General features: G+C 65.9%; 15 protein-coding genes and 1 pseudogene. 8 read left to right on the top strand and 8 right to left on the bottom strand.

Going from position 1 to position 19,499, the window contains the following annotated elements; all coding sequences use genetic code 11:
- Positions 1-100 precede the first annotated feature (100 nt).
- The gene (locus tag AC3WLX_RS26735; protein WP_492338196.1) at positions 101-595 is read right to left on the bottom strand and encodes a MarR family winged helix-turn-helix transcriptional regulator; all 495 of its coding nucleotides are present in this window, start codon (positions 593-595) and stop codon (positions 101-103) included.
- 121 nt (positions 596-716) lie between these two features.
- Here AC3WLX_RS26735 and AC3WLX_RS26730 point away from each other — a divergent pair.
- A pseudogene (locus AC3WLX_RS26730) lies at positions 717-1,312 on the top strand (glutathione S-transferase family protein).
- Between the two features lie 132 nt (positions 1,313-1,444).
- Positions 1,445-1,648: a hypothetical protein gene (locus tag AC3WLX_RS26725; RefSeq protein WP_492338195.1), complete on the top strand. Its 204-nt coding sequence runs from the start codon at positions 1,445-1,447 to the stop codon at positions 1,646-1,648.
- Positions 1,649-2,042: 394 nt separating this feature from the next.
- Here the strand turns inward: AC3WLX_RS26725 and AC3WLX_RS26720 are convergent, their stop codons facing one another.
- The 4 genes from AC3WLX_RS26720 to AC3WLX_RS26705 form a co-directional block, all read right to left on the bottom strand.
- On the bottom strand, positions 2,043-4,256 hold the full coding sequence (locus tag AC3WLX_RS26720) for an FAD-dependent oxidoreductase (RefSeq protein ID WP_492338194.1): 2,214 nt from the start codon (positions 4,254-4,256) through the stop codon (positions 2,043-2,045).
- Positions 4,257-4,406: 150 nt separating this feature from the next.
- Complete coding sequence (locus AC3WLX_RS26715; RefSeq protein ID WP_492338193.1) at positions 4,407-5,615, bottom strand: acetyl-CoA C-acetyltransferase; 1,209 nt, start codon at positions 5,613-5,615, stop codon at positions 4,407-4,409.
- Positions 5,616-5,671: 56 nt separating this feature from the next.
- Positions 5,672-7,462 (bottom strand): acyl-CoA dehydrogenase C-terminal domain-containing protein, encoded by a 1,791-nt coding sequence (locus AC3WLX_RS26710; RefSeq protein ID WP_492338192.1) that lies wholly within the window; start codon positions 7,460-7,462, stop codon positions 5,672-5,674.
- Between the two features lie 39 nt (positions 7,463-7,501).
- Positions 7,502-7,888 carry a nuclear transport factor 2 family protein gene (locus AC3WLX_RS26705; RefSeq protein ID WP_291627260.1) on the bottom strand — a complete coding sequence of 129 codons (387 nt, stop codon included), beginning with the start codon at positions 7,886-7,888 and terminating at the stop codon, positions 7,502-7,504.
- Positions 7,889-8,086: 198 nt separating this feature from the next.
- On the opposite strand from AC3WLX_RS26705, the gene AC3WLX_RS26700 reads away from it, so the two are divergent.
- Positions 8,087-8,677: a PadR family transcriptional regulator gene (locus AC3WLX_RS26700; protein WP_492338191.1), complete on the top strand. Its 591-nt coding sequence runs from the start codon at positions 8,087-8,089 to the stop codon at positions 8,675-8,677.
- A 5-nt stretch (positions 8,678-8,682) separates the two neighbouring features.
- Here AC3WLX_RS26700 and AC3WLX_RS26695 read toward each other — a convergent pair whose 3' ends face one another.
- Complete coding sequence (locus AC3WLX_RS26695; RefSeq protein WP_492338414.1) at positions 8,683-8,859, bottom strand: DUF2934 domain-containing protein; 177 nt, start codon at positions 8,857-8,859, stop codon at positions 8,683-8,685.
- 265 nt (positions 8,860-9,124) lie between these two features.
- On the opposite strand from AC3WLX_RS26695, the gene AC3WLX_RS26690 reads away from it, so the two are divergent.
- The 3 genes from AC3WLX_RS26690 to AC3WLX_RS26680 all read left to right on the top strand — a co-directional run bounded on the left by AC3WLX_RS26690 (position 9,125) and on the right by AC3WLX_RS26680 (position 14,518).
- Positions 9,125-12,553: a tetratricopeptide repeat protein gene (locus AC3WLX_RS26690; protein WP_492338190.1), complete on the top strand. Its 3,429-nt coding sequence runs from the start codon at positions 9,125-9,127 to the stop codon at positions 12,551-12,553.
- Between the two features lie 280 nt (positions 12,554-12,833).
- Positions 12,834-13,751 carry a sulfite exporter TauE/SafE family protein gene (locus AC3WLX_RS26685; RefSeq protein WP_492338189.1) on the top strand — a complete coding sequence of 306 codons (918 nt, stop codon included), beginning with the start codon at positions 12,834-12,836 and terminating at the stop codon, positions 13,749-13,751.
- The gene (locus tag AC3WLX_RS26680) at positions 13,748-14,518 is read left to right on the top strand and encodes a TIGR02186 family protein (RefSeq protein WP_492338188.1); all 771 of its coding nucleotides are present in this window, start codon (positions 13,748-13,750) and stop codon (positions 14,516-14,518) included. Before AC3WLX_RS26685 ends, AC3WLX_RS26680 begins: the two co-directional genes overlap by 4 nt.
- Here the strand turns inward: AC3WLX_RS26680 and AC3WLX_RS26675 are convergent.
- Positions 14,505-15,443: a DMT family transporter gene (locus AC3WLX_RS26675; RefSeq protein WP_492338187.1), complete on the bottom strand. Its 939-nt coding sequence runs from the start codon at positions 15,441-15,443 to the stop codon at positions 14,505-14,507. The genes AC3WLX_RS26680 and AC3WLX_RS26675 overlap by 14 nt on opposite strands.
- A 108-nt stretch (positions 15,444-15,551) precedes the next feature.
- Here AC3WLX_RS26675 and AC3WLX_RS26670 point away from each other — a divergent pair, with 108 nt between their 5' ends.
- Complete coding sequence (locus tag AC3WLX_RS26670; protein WP_492338186.1) at positions 15,552-16,415, top strand: LysR substrate-binding domain-containing protein; 864 nt, start codon at positions 15,552-15,554, stop codon at positions 16,413-16,415.
- 21 nt (positions 16,416-16,436) lie between these two features.
- On the opposite strand, the gene AC3WLX_RS26665 is transcribed toward AC3WLX_RS26670, so the two are convergent.
- Complete coding sequence (locus AC3WLX_RS26665) at positions 16,437-16,670, bottom strand: hypothetical protein (RefSeq protein WP_492338185.1); 234 nt, start codon at positions 16,668-16,670, stop codon at positions 16,437-16,439.
- A gap of 203 nt (positions 16,671-16,873) precedes the next feature.
- On the opposite strand from AC3WLX_RS26665, the gene AC3WLX_RS26660 reads away from it, so the two are divergent.
- A complete protein-coding gene (locus tag AC3WLX_RS26660) occupies positions 16,874-19,390 on the top strand; it encodes a glycogen/starch/alpha-glucan phosphorylase (RefSeq protein WP_291626553.1) in 2,517 nt (838 codons plus the stop codon).
- Positions 19,391-19,499: the final 109 nt, after the last annotated feature.

Here is a 19,499-nt window from a genome sequence, read left to right as displayed (position 1 = left end):
ATCAAACTCTAATCAAAAAGCGCTTCGACCGAACGCGCGCGGGTGACAGGGACGGCCCGCGAACCGACCGGTTGCAGGACGAAGGGGGTTTGCCGCGCGATCATCGCGACGGCATGCTTTCGCTCGCGGCCGCCGGCGGCAGTTTCATCTCGCCGCACGAGCAGCCCAGGCGGTCGAGCAGGCCGCAGAGCTTGACGGCGTCGGCATCCGACAGTTTCGAACCGACATACTTCTCGATCGCGGCCGAATAGGCGCCCCACATCCGCTTCTGCAGCTCACGGCCGGCTTCCGTGATCTCGACGAACTGGCCGCGCTTGTCGATCTTGCATTCACGCCGCGAGGCGAGGCCCTCGTCGACCAGGCGGTCGATCAGCCGCGAGGTGGAATATTGCGGGATCAGCATCTGCCGCTCGAGCTCGACCGGCCGCAGCTCGCCCGACGGCGCGCGCGACAATTCCAGCAACGCGTCATACCAGGCCAGCGGCGGGAAGCCCGCCTTCTTCAAATCCTGCTCGACGCAATGGAGCACCCGGCTCTGCACCCGCATCAGGCGGATCCAGGCGGCTGTTGCCTCGGTCGATGGTTTGCGTTTCATGGTCCCGCTCAAGCTCGTCGCCCGTCTCTTACCTCATTTGATGCAGGTGCATCAATCTTGACTATTTCAAGCAGGTGCATGTAGTCGTTCTTTCGGCCGAACCAAGCGTCAGGCGAAGGATATTCCCCGAAACCGTACGGTTTGCCGGTGCCCTCCCATCGTGCTCTTGGAGGCCAGTCTGCCCTATGAGCTGGTCAAGATCGATATCCGGGGCCAAGATGCTCGAAAAGGGTGAGGACTATCTGAAGCTCAGGCCCGAGGGGCAGGACCCCGCGCTGGGCCCCGACAGCGCGAGATCGTGACCGAAGGCCCGGTGATTGTCCAGACGATCGCCGACCAGGCTTCACGCAAGGCGCCCGCTCCGGCCCGCGGCGGTTCCGAGCGCTACATGCGTTGGAGCGGCTGAATTCCGGCTGCACAAGAGTTTCGCCCCTGTGCGCGCCGGCCTTGAATGACGAAGCTCAGGCCTTCTCGGGGATCGCATCCACGATTGCCGCCGGCGATCTCTTCACGACGACGACCTGGAGTGACGGCATGAAGTTCGACCTCTCGGCGATCCCGAACCTTGCCGCCGACAAGGCCCGCGTCGCGGCGTGGCCGCAGGTGCGGGAAGCGTTGATCCGGGAACGCTCCAACGCACCGAACAATTTTAGAAGCATTGTCTGGATTAACAATAACTCCGCCTTGGCAGGTCCGCGGACGTCACCATCCTTGTGAGAACAATCCAGTTGCCTCAACCTCGGTCGCGGAATGCTGAATTGGGAAGTCACCGTGACCACCGCACTACTCCTCTTTCTCGCAAGCGGAATCGCCGGATTGACGACGGGGCTCTTCTTGAGGGTGTGGGCCATGGCGCTCGTTTCGCCGATCACCGCGATCCTGGCAGCAATCGTTCTGCAGACCGCGGACTTCGGATCTTGGACGGGCATTTCGATCGTGGTCGGCTGCCTGGTGCTCGGCCAGATCGCTTATGTGGCGGGGGCGTTCTACATGCAGCGCGGTGGCTTCTCAGTGCAGGACGACGTCGACGGCAAGCCAGGCGAGCACGGCTAGCGCGATATCGGCGACGACAACGAGTAGCGCCACGCCGACCCACGAGGGAATCTTTCTGCGCCGCCGGAGGACCTTGCGGCGCGGCCACGGACGACCGAGCAGCAACAGCGGAGAATGTCTCAACGCAACACCGGCTGCGCCATCTTGAAACATCGTGCGGATCATCACAGGACACCTTCATTGCTAATGATTGCCTTCACGAACTGATCAGCAAGAGGGGTGCCACGCAGGTCGAGCGTGCCGTAGCGCCGACGAGGAACGCGTTGGCGTGGCACGCCCGCGGCGGATGCGACAGGCCGCAACGGACGCTTATCGCCTCGCGTTGAACGCCACGAAAAAAGGCCGGATCGACGACCCGGCCTCTCCTGTTGTCGGGCGGTCCGAATGGATGCCGCTAAGCCGCCGCCTTCTTCGGGGCGAAGCGGCCGTAGAAGGTCTCGCCCTTCGCAGCCATCTCCTCGAGCAGCTTCGGCGGCGTGAAGCGCGAGCCGTACTTCGCTTCCAGCTTGCGGCAGAGCTCGACGAACTTCTTCGTGCCCATGAAGTCGATGTAGGACAGCGTGCCGCCGGTGAACGGCGCGAAGCCGAAGCCGAGGATCGAGCCGACATCCGCTTCGCGCGGGTCGGTGATGACGTGGTCTTCCACCGTGCGCGCCGCTTCCACCGCCTGCACCACCAGGAAACGCTGCTTCAGCTCCTCGATGTCGATCGTATCGGGGTCGAGCTGCTTCGGCTGCAGCGCTGACAAGCCCGGCCACAGGCTCTTCTGGCCTTTGCCCTTCTCGGGGTAGTCGTAGAAGCCCTTGCTGTTCTTGCGGCCGAGACGGCCCTGCTTCTCGACCATCTCCACCATCAGCTTCTTCTGATCGGGATTGATGGCGTTGGGGCCGAGATCGGCCTCCGTCGCCTTCATGATCTTCAGACCAAGATCGAGCGCGACTTCGTCCGAAAGCGACAGCGGGCCGACCGGCATGCCGGCCATCTTGGCGCAGTTCTCGATCATCGCCGGCGGCACGCCTTCGAGGAACATCTCGTTGCCTTCGGCGACGTAGCGGCCGACGCAGCGGTTGGCGAAGAAGCCTCGGGAGTCGTTGACCACGATCGGTGTCTTGCCGATCTGCCGGACGTAGTCGAGCGCGGTCGCGAGCGCGACGTCGCCGGTGTTCTTGCCGAGGATGATCTCGACCAGCATCATCTTCTCCACCGGCGAGAAGAAATGGATGCCGATGAACTTGCCCTGGTCCCTGAAGCTCTCGGCCAGAGAGGTGATCGGCAGCGTCGAGGTGTTCGACGCAAAAATCACGTCCGGCTTCAAATATTCCTGTGCCTTGGCGAAGGTCTCCGCCTTGACCTTGCGGTCCTCGAACACGGCCTCGATGACGAGATCGACGTCCTTCAGGGCGGCGTAGTCCGCGGTCGGCGTGATGCGCGCGAGCAGCGCCTCGGCATCCGCGGGTTTGGCGCGGCCCTTCTTGATCTGCTCCTCGATCACCTTCTGCGCATGCGCCTTGCCCTTGTCGGCGCTCTCCTGGTCGCGGTCGATCAGGACGACGTCGAGGCCGGCACGGGCCGAGACGTAGCCGACGCTCGCGCCCATGAAGCCGGCGCCGATCACGGCGATCTTCTTCACCTTGGTTGCTGGCACATCCTTCGGGCGTCGCGCGCCCTTGTTGAGCTCCTGCATCGACAGGAACAGGCTGCGGATCATCGCGGCCGCCTCCTTCGAGCGCAGCACCGAGGTGAAGTAGCGCGACTCGACGCGCAACGCGGCGTCGATCGGCAGCTGCAGGCCCTCATAGACGCAGCTCATGATCGCCCGCGCCGCCGGGTAATTGTCGTAGGTCTCGCGGCGGTAGATCGCGTTGCCGGCGGGGAACATCATCATGCCGGCCTTGGAGAACACGGGGCCGCCGGGGAGCTTGAAGCCCTTCTCGTCCCAGGGCGCGACAGCCTTGCCGCCTCCCTTGATCCAGTCCTTGGCGGCCTTGATGAGATCGGCGGCGGGAACGACGGCGTGGACCAGGTTCAGCGCCTTGGCCTTCTCGACCGTAACAGGGTCGCCCTTGAGCAGGATGGTCATCGCGTCCTGCGGCGGCACCAGGCGCGGCACGCGCTGCGTGCCGCCGGCGCCGGGGAACAGGCCGACCTTGACCTCGGGCAGGCCGAGACGGGTCTTGGGGTTTTCCGCCGCGACACGATAGTGGCAGCACAGCGTGATCTCGAAGCCGCCGCCGAGCGCGAGGCCGTTGATCGCGGCCGCCCACGGCTTGCCTGAGGTTTCGATCGAACGTAGCACCTGCGAGAAGCGGCGGCTCTGCTCGAACAGCATCTGGTTCGCAGCGGTCTCGCCCTGCTCTTTGAAGACCTTCGCATAGGCCTGGTTCATGCCTTCGAGCATCGACAGGTCGGCGCCGGCGCAGAACGCCTCTTTCGCCGAGGTGATGACGACGCCCTTCACCGCAGCATCCGCCGCGGTCGCCTTGACGATGGCCTCGAGCTCGTTGGTCGAGGTCTCGTCGAGCACGTTCATGGAACGGCCCGGGATGTCCCAGGTGACGAGCGCGATGCCGTCTGCGTCGGTCTCGACTTTGAAGTTCTTGTACGACATGTCGGTTGCTCCTCGGTGCCGCAGCCGATCCCAGGCGCGGCGGTTGACTCTGAATTCGTAGGGTGGGTTAGCGAAGCGTAACCCACCGCGGCCTTTCGCGGCAGAGACAGAAGAGGTGGGTTACGCCTTCGGCTAACCCACCCTACGGACCTACACCCGCTCGATGATCGTTGCGGTTCCCATGCCGCCGCCGATGCACAGCGTGACCAGGGCGGTGGACTTGTTGGTGCGCTCGAGCTCGTCGAGCACGGTGCCGAGGATCATCGCACCGGTGGCCCCGAGCGGATGGCCGAGCGCGATGGCACCGCCATTGACGTTGATCTTGGCACTGTCGATGTCGAAGGCCTGGATGAAGCGCAGTACCACCGAAGCAAAGGCCTCGTTGAGCTCGAACAGGTCGATGTCCGACTTCTTCATGCCCGAACGCGCGAACAGTTTTTCGGTGACGTCGACGGGCCCCGTCAGCATCATCGCCGGCTCGGAGCCGATGTTGGCGAAGGCGCGGATCTTGGCGCGCGGCTTCAGGCCGTATTTGCTACCAGCTTCCTTGCTGCCGAGCAGCACGGCGCCAGCGCCGTCGACGATGCCGGAGGAGTTGCCGGCGTGATGCACATAGTTGACGCGCTCGATCTCCGGATGCGACTGCACCGCGACGCCGTCGAAGCCGCCCATCTGCGCCATCATCGTGAACGACGGCTGCAGCTGCGCCAGCGACTGCATCGTCGTCGAGGGACGCATGTGCTCGTCCTTGGCGAGGATGGTGAGGCCGTTGATGTCCTTCACCGGCACCACCGACTTGTCGAAGCGGCCCTCGTCCCAGGCCTTGGCCGCGCGCTGCTGGCTCTGCACCGCATAGGCATCGACGTCGTCGCGCGAGAAGCCGTATTTGGTGGCGATCAGATCGGCCGAGACGCCCTGCGGCATGAAATAGGCCGGCACCGCGATCGAGGGATCCATCGGCCAGGCGCCGCCGGAGGCGCCGATGCCGACGCGGCTCATGGATTCGGCGCCGCCGCCGATCACGAGCTCATGCTGGCCGGACATGACCTGCGCGGCAGCGAAGTTCACGGCATCGAGGCCGGAGGCGCAGAAGCGGCTGATCTGCACGCCCGGAACGGCTTCGCCGAGCCCGGCCTTCAACGCCGCGAAGCGCGCGATGTCGGAGCCGGCCTCGCCGACCGGATCGACCACGCCGAGCACGACGTCGTCGACCGAATCCTCGGGCAGGTTGTTGCGGTCCTTCAGCGCCTTCAGCGGCACGGTCGCCAGCGCGAGCGCAGTGACTTCGTGCAGCGCACCGTCCGCCTTGCCGCGGCCGCGCGGGGTGCGAACGTGGTCGTAGATGAATGCCTCAGGCATGACGCCCTCCTGGTGTGATGTTCGTTACGATTGGGAGCAGGCCGCGGAAGCTAGGCTCAGAACGCTTCCGCCGGCAATTCCATGATGGTGGCGCAACCGGCCTGGATGCGCGCGAGATTGGCCGCGGTCTCCGGCAGCATCCGCTCCATGAAGAAACGGCCGGTGACGAGCTTGGTCGAGAGATAGGGCGTCGCCCCGCTCTCGGCAATCTTGGCATTCGTCACCTTCGCCATCTTCGCCCACATGTAGCCGAGCGCGACGAAGCCGAACAGATGCAGGTAGTCGGTTGCGGCGGCGCCGGCATTGTCGGGCTTCGCCATCGCGTTCTGCATCAGCCAGGTCGTGGCCTGCTGCAGGTGGCCGAGCGAGGTCGAGAGCGGGGTGATGAAGGGCTTCAGGCCCTCGTCTCCGCCGTTCTCCTTGGCGAAGGCCATGACCTCGCCGAAGAAGGCCATGATGGCGCGGCCGCCGTCGCGCGGCAGCTTGCGGCCGACGAGGTCGAGCGCCTGGATGCCGTTGGCGCCTTCATAGATCATGGCAATGCGGGCATCGCGCACGAACTGCTCCATGCCGTGCTCGGCGATGTAGCCGTGGCCGCCATACATCTGCTGCGCCTGCACCGCGTTGGCGAAGCCGTAATCGGTGAGGAAGCCCTTCAGCACCGGCGTCATCAGGCCCATGTGGTCGTCGGCGGCCTGGCGGTCCTTCGGGTCCTCGGAGCGGTGGGCGACATCGCTCTTCAGCGCGGTCCAGATCACGAAGGCGCGCGCGGCCTCGTTGAAGGCGCGGAGCGAGAGCAGCGTGCGGCGCACGTCGGGATGCACAATGATCGGGTCCGCTTGCTTGTCCGGCGCCTTGGCGCCCGTGAGCGAACGGCCCTGGATGCGCTCGCGGGCATAGGCGACGGCGTTCTGATAGGCGACCTCGGACTGCGCGAGGCCCTGGACGGCGACGCCGAGCCGAGCCTCGTTCATCATCACGAACATGCCCTGCATGCCCTTGTTCTCTTCGCCGATCAGCCAGCCGGTGGCGTTGTCGTAGTTCATCACGCAGGTGGAATTGCCGTGGATGCCCATCTTGTGCTCGATCGAGCCGCAGACGACGCCGTTGCGCGCGCCGACCGAACCATCCGGATTCACAAGGAACTTGGGCACCACGAACAGCGACACGCCCTTGATGCCGGCGGGCGCGCCCTCGATGCGGGCGAGCACCAGGTGGATGATGTTGTCGGCGAGGTCATGCTCGCCGGCCGAGATGAAGATCTTGGTGCCCGTGATCTTGAAGCTGCCGTCGCCCTGCCGCACCGCCTTGGTGCGGAGCATGCCGAGATCGGTGCCGCAATGCGGCTCGGTCAGGTTCATGGTGCCGGTCCACTCGCCGGCGACCATCTTCGGGACATAGGTCTTCTTCTGCTCGGGCGTACCGTGCACCAAGAGCGCGGCGGTCGCGCCCATGGTGAGGCCGCCATACATCGAGAATGCCATGTTGGCGGAGATCTGGAATTCGTTGACGGCCTGCGACAGCGTCACCGGCAGGCCCTGCCCGCCATATTCGGTCGGCGCCGACAGCCCGAGCCAGCCGCCCTCGGCAACCTGCTTGAACGCCTCCTTGAAGCCCTTCGGCGTGGTGACGCTGCCGTCGTCTGCGCGCTTGCAGCCTTCGAGATCGCCGACGCGGTTGAGCGGCTGCAGCACCTCCTCGGCGAGCTTGGCGGCCTCGCCCAGGATTGCGTCGCGCACGTCGCTGGACGCGTCGGAGAAGCCCGGCAGATTGTCGTAGCGGTCGATCTGGAAGACGTCGTTGAGCAGGAAGTTCACGTCTTCGACAGGGGCTTTGTAGATCGGCATGGGGGTCTCCCGGCAGGCCTCGAAGGGATGATGTTGGGCTTAGGATTGGGCGGCGGCAAGCTGCTCCGCCATCAGGCGGTGCAGCATGTTGATCGCCTTGAGCGGACGCACCATCACCTTGAAATGGGTGATGCGTCCCTCGGCATCGAAGCTGATGATGTCGACACCGTTGATCTCGATGCCGTCGATCATGGTCTTGAATTCGAGCACGGCGCCGTTGTCGCTGCGCCACTCGCCGACATAGGTGAAGCCGGGGCCGCCGAGCACCTTCTCGGCGCTGGCGAGATATTTGAAGGTGATGTCGCGGCCGCGCTGCGGGGTATGCACCACGGGGCTTTCGAACACGGCATCGGGGTGCAGGAGGTCCCAGAGCGCGGCGCGGTCATGGGACTTCATGTAGGCGTACCAGGAATCGAGGCCGGTCATTTTCAGGTGCCTCCCTAGGCCAAGGGCAAAACTTGCGAAAACAACCCCATGCACAGTAGCGACAGGGTTGATTCCGCTGGATTTTTTCAGTCGGGTGCCGACCCGCCTGCTCGCTGCCTCATATGCACATTGACGCATATGCGCCGATGCGCATAAAGTCAAGCGGAGTTGGTCGAGCCGAACAAAAGGAAGCCGGTCATGGCCCTGGGCGACGCAATCCTCGCATGCCTGACGGAACGTCCGATGACGGGCTACGAGCTCGCCAAAACCTTCGACTCCTCGATCGGCTTCTTCTGGAAGGCCGACCACCAGCAGATCTACCGCGAGCTCTCCAAGCTGCGCGACCGCGGCTACATCCAGGGCCGCGAGGTCGTGCAATCGGGCAAGCCCAACAAGCTGGTTTATACCCTCACTCCGGAGGGGCGAACAGCGCTGCGGCACTGGGCCGCGCGGCCGAGCACGCCGGCCTCGACCAAGGACGACCTGCTGGTCCGCCTCCACGCCCTCGACAGCATCGACATCGAGCCGCTGCGCACCGACCTGATGGCGCGCCTCGAGCACCACCGCGACCGCCATGCCAATTACGAGCGCATCCTGAAGAAGCGTTTCCCGGACGGCACCGCGGAAGGCCGGCTCGATCTCGGCAACCTCCTCCTGCTCCGCCTCGGGGCCCGCCACGAGCAGATGGTGGCCGATTTCTGCGAGGAGGCGCTGGAGGCGCTGTCGGCGACGACCGGCAAAGGCACGGTGGTGCCGATCGAGGAGGGCAAACGCGAAAGGAAGGGTTGAGCCCGCTAGACCGGCAAATTGTCGGTCATCCCGGGCGGGACTTCGCCTTGCTCTGACCGCTCGGCCAGAAGCTCTTTTTCCGCCTGATACCAGAAGGTATCCATTTTCCCGTTTGGCTCGCCAGCACCTTTCCAGATCTCATAGGCGCGCTTGCGGATCTCTTCTTCGGTTAGACCGGTCATTGAACCACCCTTGTTGCAGAAGTTCCAAGCTTCCAACGCGCCTCCGGTTCCTGGGAGAGCGAGATTGCAGCGACGGCCCGGGAGCAGAGGCCGCCCAACTTTAAGACAGCCGCGCCGCATTCCTTAACTCGTTGTTTACCGTAACGGACAAAAGTCGGTTTTCGAGGCAGACGACCCGCGCCATACTCGATTGTCTTTGCAACCGGCACGCGTGGGGAGACTGGAGGCGCCGGGTGGGGCGCCGGAGTCGGAACCGGACAGAGTCATGAATTCGCGCGTATCGTGGAGTGTCGACGGCATCGATCCATCCGTCCGGGAGCGGGCCGAAGCTGCTGCGCGCCGTGCCGGCATGTCGCTCAATGATTGGCTGAACTCCACGCTTGGCGAGACGACCCCGCCGAACTTTCGCGGCCCCTACGACCAGCGCAAAGATCCACATCAGGATCAGCGTCCGCAACACATGCCGAGCCAGGGGCCCAGCCAGGAGAGCCGCGAAGTCGCGGACATCCACCAGCGGCTCGACGCCATCACCCAGCAGATCGAGCGGATCTCGAAGCCCGCCCCGCGGCAAGACGCTTTGCGACAGGACCCGGCGAGGCCCGACGTCTCGCGCGAGCAAGGCGTCGCGCGCCAGCTCAACGACGCGATCTCGCGGCTGGATGCGCGCCTGTCGCAAATCTCCCGTCCGCAGCATCCTCAGCCGCCCCGGCCGGCTCCTGGACCCACACCCGTTGAAACGCGCCAGCGCCAGGCCGATGCGGTCGAGCGCGCAGCGGCGCAGGTCTATCGCAGCTCCCCTCCCCTGAGCCCGGCTTCGTTCGACGTCGCGGTCGCCGAGATCACCGCGCGCCAGAGCGAGCTCGACGGATTTGTACCCCGCCAGGTGCCGCCGCGTGCCGCGCCGCCGCTTGCGCCGGCAGCACCCTACGCGCCCCCGATGCCGCCGCCCGCCCCCGCCTACGCGCCGCCGCCACCGCAGCCGGGGCCGGATTTCTCCTCGCTCGAGCGCCATCTGCTCAAGATCACGAGCCAGATCGAGTCGCTGCAGCGCCCCGACAATACCGAGCAGGCGATCGCCGCCTTCCGCAGCGAGCTCGCCGAAATCCGCGCCGCCATCACCGAGGCGATGCCGCGGCGTGCCATCGAATCGATCGAGAACGAGATCCGATCGCTGCACCGCCGGATCGACGAGACCCGCTCCAACGGCACCGACGGGCAGGTTCTCGCCGGCATCGAGCGCGCGCTGTCCGACATCAAGCAGGTGCTGCGCACGCTGACGCCGGCCGAGCAGCTCACCGGCTATGACGAGGCGATCCGCAATCTCGGCGCCAAGCTCGACCTGATCCTGCGCGCCAACGACGATCCCTCGACGGTGCAGCAGCTCGAAGGCGCGATCTCCGCGCTGCGCGCCATCGTCTCCAACGTCGCCTCCAACGAGGCGCTCGCGCGCCTGTCGGAAGACGTGCAGTTGCTCTCGTCCAAGGTCGACCAGGTCACCCGCGCTTCCGGCCACAGCGACAGCTTTGCGGTGCTGGAACAGCGCATCGCGGCGCTCACGGCGGCGCTGGAAACGCGCGAGCGGCCGCAGCCGTCCGAGAGCACCGAGCATCTGGAAGCTGCGATCCGGGCGCTGTCGGACCGTTTCGACCGCATGCAGGTCGGCAACGATTCCGCCTCGACCTTCGCCCATCTCGAACAGCGCGTGACTTATCTGCTGGAGCGGATCGAGTCCGCCGCGGATCCGCACAATACAAACCTGAGCCGCGTCGAGGACGGGCTGCACGACATCCTCAGGCACCTGGAGCGCCAGCAGGCAACCTATGCCGCGCTGGCCGAGAGCCGTAGTTCCGCGCCGCCGCCCGATTCCGGCATGGTCGATCTCGTCAAGCGCGAGCTCTCCGACATCCGCTTCAGCCAAGCCGAGACCAACCGCAGCACCCAGGACTCGCTCGAAGCCGTGCACAGCGCGCTCGGTCACGTCGTCGATCGCCTCTCGATGATCGAGGGCGATCTGCGCGCCGTACGTACAGCGCCGCCGGCCCCGCAGCCGACGCCGATGGCGGCCCCGATCGAGCCCGCGCCGATGCCGCGCGAGCCGCGGCCGCAGGCACACCAGCCGAACTACGACCCGAAGCCCGAGCTGCCCAATCCCGCCGCCGCGCAAGCCGCGCAGGCCGGCTTCGTCGCTGCCCCGCGCGAATTCCATGCCGCCGCTCCCACCGCGCCGCCACCGGTGCCGCAGGCGCCACCCCTGCCGCCGCGCGCGATCAGCGAAATCCTGGAGCCGCACACGGCCCGGGCCGCGCTCGCACCCGAACTGCCGCCGGATCATCCGCTCGAGCCGGGCACCCGGCCTGGCGGACGCGTCGCCACCCCGTCCGAGCGCATCGCCGCCTCCGAGAGTGCGATCAGCGGAATCGCCCCCGCGCCGAAAGAGCCGGTGTCGTCGTCGAGCTTCATCGCCGCCGCGCGCCGCGCCGCGCAGGCCGCTGCCGCGCAGCCGGAAAAGACCGGCCGCGCCGCCAAGGCCGGTGCTGATCGATCCAAGGAGAAGGGCAAGGACGGGGGTTCGACCATCACATCCAAGATCCGCTCGCTGCTGGTCGGCGCGAGCGTGGTCGTGATCGTGCTCGGCACCTTCAAGATGGCCATGAACCTGCTCGATGGCGGCAGCGCGCCGGCGCCGCAGGCGATGCAGGACGTTCCGAGCGAACCGGCGCCGCAGCCCGCACCGCCGCCTGCGGAGAGCAAGCCCGCCGCGCCCGAGCAGATCACGCCGTCGATGACCTCGCCGACACCGATCGGACGGCAGTCCCAGAACAATGCCGCGCCGTTGCCGGCCACGAGTCCCGGCGGCTCGGCCTCGGTCGAAATTCCGCCCGCGCCTGCCACGGCCGCGCCGCCGGCTTCCGGCGAGGTCACCGGCGCGCTGTCGGGCACCAGCCGCGCCAAGCTGGGCCTCGTCCAGGTGCCGCCGAGCGAAAGACTGCCCGACGCCATCGGCGGCCCGGCCCTGCGCACCGCCGCGATGAAGGGCGATGCGACCGCGGCCTACGAGGTCGCGCTGCGCTTTGCCGAGGGTAAGGGCGTCGCGACGAATTACGACGAAGCCGCCAAATGGTACGACCGTGCCGCGCAGGCCGGCGTGGTGCCCGCCACCTTCCGCCTTGGCACGCTCTACGAAAAGGGCCTGGGGGTGAAGAAGGACGCCGACATCGCCCGCCGCTACTACACCCAGGCGGCCGAGCGCGGCAACGCCAAGGCGATGCACAATCTCGCGGTGCTCGACGCAGATGGCGGCGGACGCGGTGCGAACTACAAGAGCGCGGCGCACTGGTTCCGCAAAGCGGCCGATCGCGGCGTCGCCGACAGCCAGTTCAACCTCGGCATCCTCTATGCCCGCGGCATCGGCGTCGAACAGAACCTCGCCGAATCCTACAAATGGTTCAGCCTGGCGGCCGCTCAGGGCGACACCGATGCGTCCGGCAAGCGCGACGACGTCGCCAAGCGTCTCGACCCGCAATCGCTCGCCGCCGCCAAGCTCGCGATCCAGACCTTCAGCGCCGAGCCGCAGCCCGACGATGCCGTCAACGTCGCGACGCCGAACGGCGGCTGGGACAGCGCGCCCCAGGCGAGCGCCAAGCCGGCGGCGAAGGCGGTTGCGACGAAGCGGTCGGCCTCAGCGGCGCATTGAAATCTCTCCCCTCATGGTGAGGAGCGCGCCCTCGCGCGCGTTTCGAACCATGCAGGCCCCGCCTCTCGGTCCGGGCCTCGCCCTTCGAGACGCCTGCTGCGCAGGCTCCTCAGGGTGAGGAGCAAAAGCGTCGATGCCGACGCCGCGTTCATTCACCACGTGGAAATTTCCCGGTCCCTCCGGCTGACGAATTCCGCTATGGAAGGACGCGGCAATCGTTCCGGCCCTCCGGCGGGCATTGCGCGTTCATCGATCCGTCTCGCCGGAGCGTGGTCCTTCGATGCAGCTCTATCTTCCGATCGCCGATCTTCCGGTCAACGTCCTGCTGGTGCTGGCGATGGGCGCCGCAGTCGGGTTCGTGTCCGGCATGTTCGGAATCGGCGGCGGCTTCCTGATGACGCCGCTGCTGATCTTCATCGGCATCACGCCGGCGGTCGCGGTCGCGTCCGTGGCGAGCCATATCGCGGCCTCGTCCTTTTCCGGCGCGCTCTCATATTGGCGGCGGCGCGCGATCGATCCGGCGCTGGCGGGCGTGCTGCTCTGCGGCGGCGTCACCGGCACGACGCTCGGGGTGTGGGCCTTCACCCAGTTACGCGCGCTCGGCCAGCTCGACCTGATGATCGCGCTGTCCTACGTCGTGCTGCTCACCACGGTCGGCAGCCTGATGTTCTCCGAAGGCCTGCGCGCCCTGATGCGGACCCGGCGTGGCGCGCTGCCGCCGCGCCGCACGCACAACTGGATCCACGGCCTGCCGCTGAAGATGCGGTTCAAGCGGTCCAAGATCTATCTCTCGGTCATTCCGGTCGTGATCGTCGGCATCCTGATCGGCTTCATCGGCGCCATCATGGGCATCGGCGGCGGCTTCATCCTGGTCCCGATCATGATCTATCTGCTGCGGGTGCCGACCTCCACGGTGATCGGGACCTCGATGGTGCTGACGCTGGTCACCATGCTGTTCGCGACCATGCTGCACGCCGTCACCAACCACCTGGTCGACGCCGTGCTGGCGCTGATTCTGATGATCGGCGGCGTCACCGGCGCCCAGTTCGGCGCCCGCGCCGGCCAGAAGATCCGCGGCGAGCAGCTGCGGCTTTTGCTCGGCTTGCTGATTCTCTCTGTGGGGATCCGCTTCGCGATCGAGTTGGTAATCCAGCCCTCGGACCTCTTCACCATCCGCGAGCTCGGAGCGAGCGGATGATGCGCACGTTGCTCGCCATCGTTCTGATCCTGCTGCTCGGCGGCGCCGCGCGCGCCGAGCGGTTGATCGTGTCGGTTTCCAACCACCGCGTCACGGTCACGCCGGACTATTCCGGCGAGGAGCTGGTGCTGTTCGGATCGGTCGAGAAGGACGCGACGACGCCGGCCGACCGCACGGCCTACGACCTCGTCGTCACCGTGAAGGGCCCCCGTGCCGACATGGTGACGCGGCGGAAGGAACGCACCTTCGGCATCTGGATCAACACCGACTACCGGCAGTTCCTGCAGGTGCCGAGCTATCTGGCGCTGTTCGCCAACCGTCCCTTCGACGCCATCACCTCGCCGGAGATCGCGCGTCGGCAGCAGATCGGGCTCAACAACGTGCTGCTGACGCAGCGTGTCAGCGGCGATTTCGCCGACGTGGTGCCCAACGATGCGTTCCGCTCGGCCTTCATCCGCCTGCGCACCCGGCGCGGCCTCTATCGCGAGGACGGAAGCGCGGTGACTTTCCTGACGCCAACGCTGTTCCGGACCGGCATTCCGCTGCCGGCTGAGGTGCCGATCGGGACCTACGAGGTCGAGATCAAGCTGTTCGCGAACGGAGCGTTCATTGGCAAGACCGAGACCGCGTTCGAAATCGTCAAGGTCGGCTTCGAGCAGTTCGTCGCGACGACCGCGCGGCATAATGGGTTCCTGTACGGTCTCGCCACCGTGGCGATGGCACTGATGACGGGCTGGATGGCGTCGATCGTGTTCAGGAAGGATTGAGGGGCGCATACTGCCTCGTCGCCGGCTTCGCCGGCCGCGTCACCAGGTAGATGCCGAGCGCGACCGGGATGATGCCGAGGAGATCGCGGGCCTCGACGTGCTCGCCGAGCACGAGGAACGCGAACAGCATGCCCAGCGGCGGCATCAGGAAATGATAGGCGCTGGCGGCGGTGGCGCCGCATGTCTTCAGGAGATGAAACCAGAGCCAATACGCAAGGATCGAGCCGCCGAGCACGAGGAAGGCGAACGCGCCGATCAGGCTCGGCGTATAGTCGATCGCCCGGACATCGGCGAAAATGAGCGCGACCGGCGCGAGCACGATGCCGGCGGCGAGGTTCTGCACGCCGTTGCCGATCCACAAGGAGCCCCTCGGCGCGAGCAGCTTGAACAGGATGGTGCCGGCAACGATGGAGGCGAGTGAGGCCAGCGTGAAGACGATGCCGAGCGGGCTGTCCGTGCCGACCGACAGCCGGTGCCATACGATCGCGGTCACGCCGACGACACCGAGCAGGAGGCCGCTTGCCTTGCGCCAAGTCATGCCTTCGCCGAGCAGCAGCGCGGCCAGGCCCGCGGTGAACACCGGATTGGCCGACACGATCAGGCCGCCGAGACCGGCCGACACCGATTGCAGGCCGGTATAGCCGAGGCCGAGATAGAGCGCGTTGTTGGCGATGCCGAGCACGGCGAAGATCCCGACATCGCGCCACGGCAAGGACCAGGCTTCGCCGCGGATCAGCGTCGCACCGAGGATCAGGACCCCGGCGAGCGAGAACCGCGCCGCCAGCAGGATCAGCGGCGGGCAATGGGTGACGCCGATCTTGCCGGCGACGAAGGCGTAGCTCCAGAGCAGGCAGAACAGGCCGATCGCGAGCGGCAATGTGTTGAAGCGGCTGCGAGGAGTGGGAAGCGAGGTCGCGAGCGACATGAGGGCATTCTCTGATGTTTTCTTCTGCCCTCGATCTAGGGAGCCCGCTTGTCATTTGGAAATTAAATGATTAACTCGATGCAAGTGGATTTTCGAATGTAGGCGGCCATGCTCGATCTCGAACTGCTGCGCAGCTTCGTCTCGGTGGTGGAGTCCGGCGGCTTTACCCGCGCCGGAGCGCGCGTCCACCGCACGCAGTCGACGGTGAGCCAACAGATCAAACGGCTGGAGGAGGATGTCGGCCAGGTGCTGCTGCACCGCGACGGCAAGGACGTGCGCCCGACCGAGGCCGGCGAGCGCCTCTTGTCCTATGCGCGGCGGCTGCTCTCGCTCGCCGAGGAGGCGCGCGACGTGTTGCGTGAGCCCAATGGCGAAGGCGCGATCCGGCTCGGCATTCCCGAGGATTTTGCAGCCTACCGGCTGGCGAAATTGCTTGGCGCGTTCTCGCGCTCGCATCCGCGATTGCGGCTCGACGTGCGCGCCGACCAGAGCAAGCATCTCGCCCGCGACCTCGAACGCGGCGAGCTCGACCTTGCGCTGTACAAGCGCGAGGCCGGCGCGAAGGACGCCATCGCGGTGTGGCCGGAGCGAGTGCACTGGGTCACCAGCAAGAGCCATCCGATCGATGTCGACGTCCCCTCGGTGCCGTTGATCGGCTTTCCACTCGGCTGCATCTATCGCGCCGGCGCCATCCATGCGCTCGAAAGCGCCGGCCGTGCCTGGCACACCGCCTATACGTCATCGAGTCTCGCCGGCATCCAGGCCGCGGTCGCCGCCGGCATGGGCCTCAGCATCCTGTCGGAGATGGCGATCCAGTCCGACCACCGCGTGCTGACCGCGAAAGACGGCTTTGCGCCGATCAACAAGACCGAGGTCGCGCTGATGGCTTCCCCGGATGCGAGCCCGGCAACATTGCGGCTTGCGGATCGGCTCGCCGAGTTTTGCGATGCGGTGCAAACCAAGGCGGCTTGAAGGCGCTGGATGTGAAGGCGCTTACTTGGCCGCGGACATCAGCTTGTCGCCGCACGCATGTGCGTAGAACTTGCCGCCGCATTGGCGCTTGATCGCAGCGCAGCGCGCTGCCGAAGACGCGTTTTGCGGGAGCGTGAAGCCACAGCTGAGACCATCGGCGCTGCGGCCGGGTTTGCCGGCGGCAAACGCCGCGCTGGAGGCGCTGATGCCGACGACGAGCAGAGCCGCGGTGGCGATTTCGATCAACATCCTCATGGTCGTCTCCTCTCCACACTGATGGCTGAATCTTTAGTAATCTAGCACCGAATCCAGGTTTCTCCGTGCTCGCCCGGGTTCCCAACTCGGCCCGTTCCTTGCATAAATAAGCGCCAGCGCATGCACGGCACGGGCGACAGTTCCGGTGCAAGGGCACGACGCGTAGATTGGTAAGAGTTCTTTCGACCTAGGAAGTGACGGCTTTGCAGGATTCATCGTTCCAGCCCAGTTTTCCGGCCCCGGGGCAGCCGATCGACGAACTCGCGCTAGCCGAGATCAAAGGCGCAATCCTGGCGAAGCTGCGCCTTGCCATCGGCAAGGACGCGGGCATGGCGACCAAGCACGACTGGTACCAGGCCGCGGCGCTGGCGCTGCGCGACCGCATCGTGCATCGCTGGCTCACGGCCGAGAAGCACAGCTACGACGCTGGCCGCAAGCGGGTCTACTATCTCTCGCTCGAATTCCTGATCGGCCGTCTGTTCAGCGACGCGCTCAACAACATGGGCCTGCTCAAGATCTTCGAGGTCGCGCTCGGCGATCTCGGCGTCTCGCTGCCGGAGCTGCGCAAATGCGAGCCGGACGCCGCGCTCGGCAATGGCGGCCTCGGCCGGCTCGCGGCATGCTTCATGGAGAGCATGGCAACGCTGTCGATCCCCGCGATCGGCTACGGCATCCGTTACGATTACGGCCTCTTCCGCCAGATCATCAATCAGGGCTGGCAGCAGGAATATCCCGACGAATGGCTGAGCTTCGGCAACCCCTGGGAATTGCAGCGGCCCGAAGTGATCTACGACGTCAATTTCGGCGGCGGCGTCGAGCATGTCGACGACAAGGGCCGCGACCGCGCGATCTGGCATCCCGGCGAAACCGTGCAGGCGATCGCCTATGACACGCCGATCGTCGGCTGGCGCGGCGAGCACGTCAACGCGCTGCGGCTGTGGTCGGCGCGTTCGCCCGATCCGCTCAAGCTGGACGCCTTCAACAGGGGCGACTACGTCAGCGCCAGCGCCGAGCAGTCGCGCGCCGAAGCGATCTGCAAGTTTCTCTATCCCAACGACGAGAGCCCGGCGGGCCGCGAGCTGCGCCTGCGCCAGGAATATTTCTTTGTCTCGGCCTCGCTGCAGGATCTGGTGAAGCGGCATCTGGCCTCCGACGGCCAGCTGCGCAGCCTGTCGAGCAAGGTCGCTGTGCAGCTCAACGACACCCATCCGAGCCTTGCCGTGACCGAGCTGATGCGGATCCTGGTCGATTTGCACAATTTCCGCTGGGACGAGGCCTGGAAGATCACGGTCGCCACCCTCTCCTACACCAACCATACGCTGCTGCCCGAGGCGCTGGAGACCTGGCCGGTCGAACTGTTCGAGCGGCTGCTGCCGCGGCACCTCGAGATCATCTACCGCATCAACGTGCAGCATCTGGCGCTCGCGGAGGCGCGCTGCCCCGGCGACATCGACTTCCGTGCCTCGGTCTCGCTGATCGACGAGAAGAGCGGCCGCCGCGTGCGCATGGGCCAGCTCGCCTTCGTCGGCTCGCACCGCATCAACGGCGTCTCGGCGATGCATTCTGACCTGATGCGCGAGACCGTATTCCACGATCTCAACCATCTCTACCCCGGCCGCATCACCAACAAGACCAACGGCATCACCTTCCGACGCTGGCTGATGCTGGCGAACCCGAAGCTGACCGATCTGTTGCGCGAGAGCTGCGGCGACGCCGTGCTCGACGATCCGACCCAGCTCTCGCTGATCGAGGCCCGCGCCAGCGACGTCGAATTCCAGAAGAGGTTCCGCAGCGTCAAGCTCCACAACAAAACGGCGCTGGCGCGCCTGATCGGCGAGCGGCTCGGCATCAAGGTCGACCCCGCCGCGCTGTTCGACGTGCAGATCAAGCGGATCCACGAATACAAGCGCCAGCTGCTCAACATCATCGAGACGGTCGCGCTGTACCAGGCGATCAAGGACGACCCCAACGGCAATTGGGTGCCGCGGGTGAAGATCTTCGCCGGCAAGGCGGCGGCGAGCTACCGCTACGCCAAGCTGATCATCAAGCTGATCAACGACGTCGCGGAAGTCGTCAACAACGATCCCGCGATCGGCGGCAAGCTCAAGGTGGTGTTCCTGCCCGACTACAATGTCAGCCTCGCCGAGGTGATCATTCCCGCGGCCGATCTCTCCGAGCAGATCTCGACCGCCGGCATGGAAGCCTCCGGCACCGGCAACATGAAGCTGGCGCTCAACGGGGCCATCACCATCGGCACGCTCGACGGCGCCAATATCGAGATCCGCGACCATGTCGGCCCCGAGAACATCGCGATCTTCGGCATGGAGGCCGGCGACGTGATGATCCGGCGCAAGCAGGGGCTGGACGCCTCCGACGTGATCCGCAATTCGCCGAAGCTGCAGCGCGCCATCAACGCGATCGGTGGCGGTGAGTTCTCGCCCGGCGATCCCGGCCGCTTCGAATCCATCGCGCATGCGCTGCGCTATCTCGACCATTACATGGTCAGCGCCGATTTCGATTCCTATTACGAGGCACAGCGCGCGGTCGACGCGCGCTGGCAGGTGACGCCGGCCTGGACGCGCGCCTCGATCCTCAACGTCGCGCGCATGGCGTGGTTCTCTTCGGACCGCACCATCCGCGAATATGCCGAAGAGATCTGGAACGTGCCGGTGAACCCGACCACGCCGTCGCTGCCGAATTTGCGCGACGCCGCGGGCTGATTTTCCGTGACATGGAAGCGGCGTTACCTGATACGTAATTGCACAAGCAAGCGATGGCTGTGATATGACGACCGTCATTCCGGGGCGGCTCGCAGAGCCGAACCCGGAA

Source organism: Bradyrhizobium sp. FW305-F6, from assembly GCF_058782905.1.
This window is presented reverse-complemented; position numbering and strand designations above follow the sequence as displayed.

Excerpts from the sequence above, each read along its gene's own strand:
- AC3WLX_RS26735 (WP_492338196.1), bottom strand. The coding sequence starts at position 595 with ATGAAACGCAAACCATCGACCGAGGCAACAGCCGCCTGGATCCGCCTG.
- AC3WLX_RS26725 (WP_492338195.1), top strand. The coding sequence starts at position 1,445 with ATGGCGCTCGTTTCGCCGATCACCGCGATCCTGGCAGCAATCGTTCTG.
- AC3WLX_RS26720 (WP_492338194.1), bottom strand. The coding sequence starts at position 4,256 with ATGTCGTACAAGAACTTCAAAGTCGAGACCGACGCAGACGGCATCGCG.
- AC3WLX_RS26715 (WP_492338193.1), bottom strand. The coding sequence starts at position 5,615 with ATGCCTGAGGCATTCATCTACGACCACGTTCGCACCCCGCGCGGCCGC.
- AC3WLX_RS26710 (WP_492338192.1), bottom strand. The coding sequence starts at position 7,462 with ATGCCGATCTACAAAGCCCCTGTCGAAGACGTGAACTTCCTGCTCAAC.
- AC3WLX_RS26705 (WP_291627260.1), bottom strand. The coding sequence starts at position 7,888 with ATGACCGGCCTCGATTCCTGGTACGCCTACATGAAGTCCCATGACCGC.
- AC3WLX_RS26700 (WP_492338191.1), top strand. The coding sequence starts at position 8,087 with ATGGCCCTGGGCGACGCAATCCTCGCATGCCTGACGGAACGTCCGATG.
- AC3WLX_RS26695 (WP_492338414.1), bottom strand. The coding sequence starts at position 8,859 with ATGACCGGTCTAACCGAAGAAGAGATCCGCAAGCGCGCCTATGAGATC.
- AC3WLX_RS26690 (WP_492338190.1), top strand. The coding sequence starts at position 9,125 with ATGAATTCGCGCGTATCGTGGAGTGTCGACGGCATCGATCCATCCGTC.
- AC3WLX_RS26685 (WP_492338189.1), top strand. The coding sequence starts at position 12,834 with ATGCAGCTCTATCTTCCGATCGCCGATCTTCCGGTCAACGTCCTGCTG.
- AC3WLX_RS26680 (WP_492338188.1), top strand. The coding sequence starts at position 13,748 with ATGATGCGCACGTTGCTCGCCATCGTTCTGATCCTGCTGCTCGGCGGC.
- AC3WLX_RS26675 (WP_492338187.1), bottom strand. The coding sequence starts at position 15,443 with ATGTCGCTCGCGACCTCGCTTCCCACTCCTCGCAGCCGCTTCAACACA.
- AC3WLX_RS26670 (WP_492338186.1), top strand. The coding sequence starts at position 15,552 with ATGCTCGATCTCGAACTGCTGCGCAGCTTCGTCTCGGTGGTGGAGTCC.
- AC3WLX_RS26665 (WP_492338185.1), bottom strand. The coding sequence starts at position 16,670 with ATGAGGATGTTGATCGAAATCGCCACCGCGGCTCTGCTCGTCGTCGGC.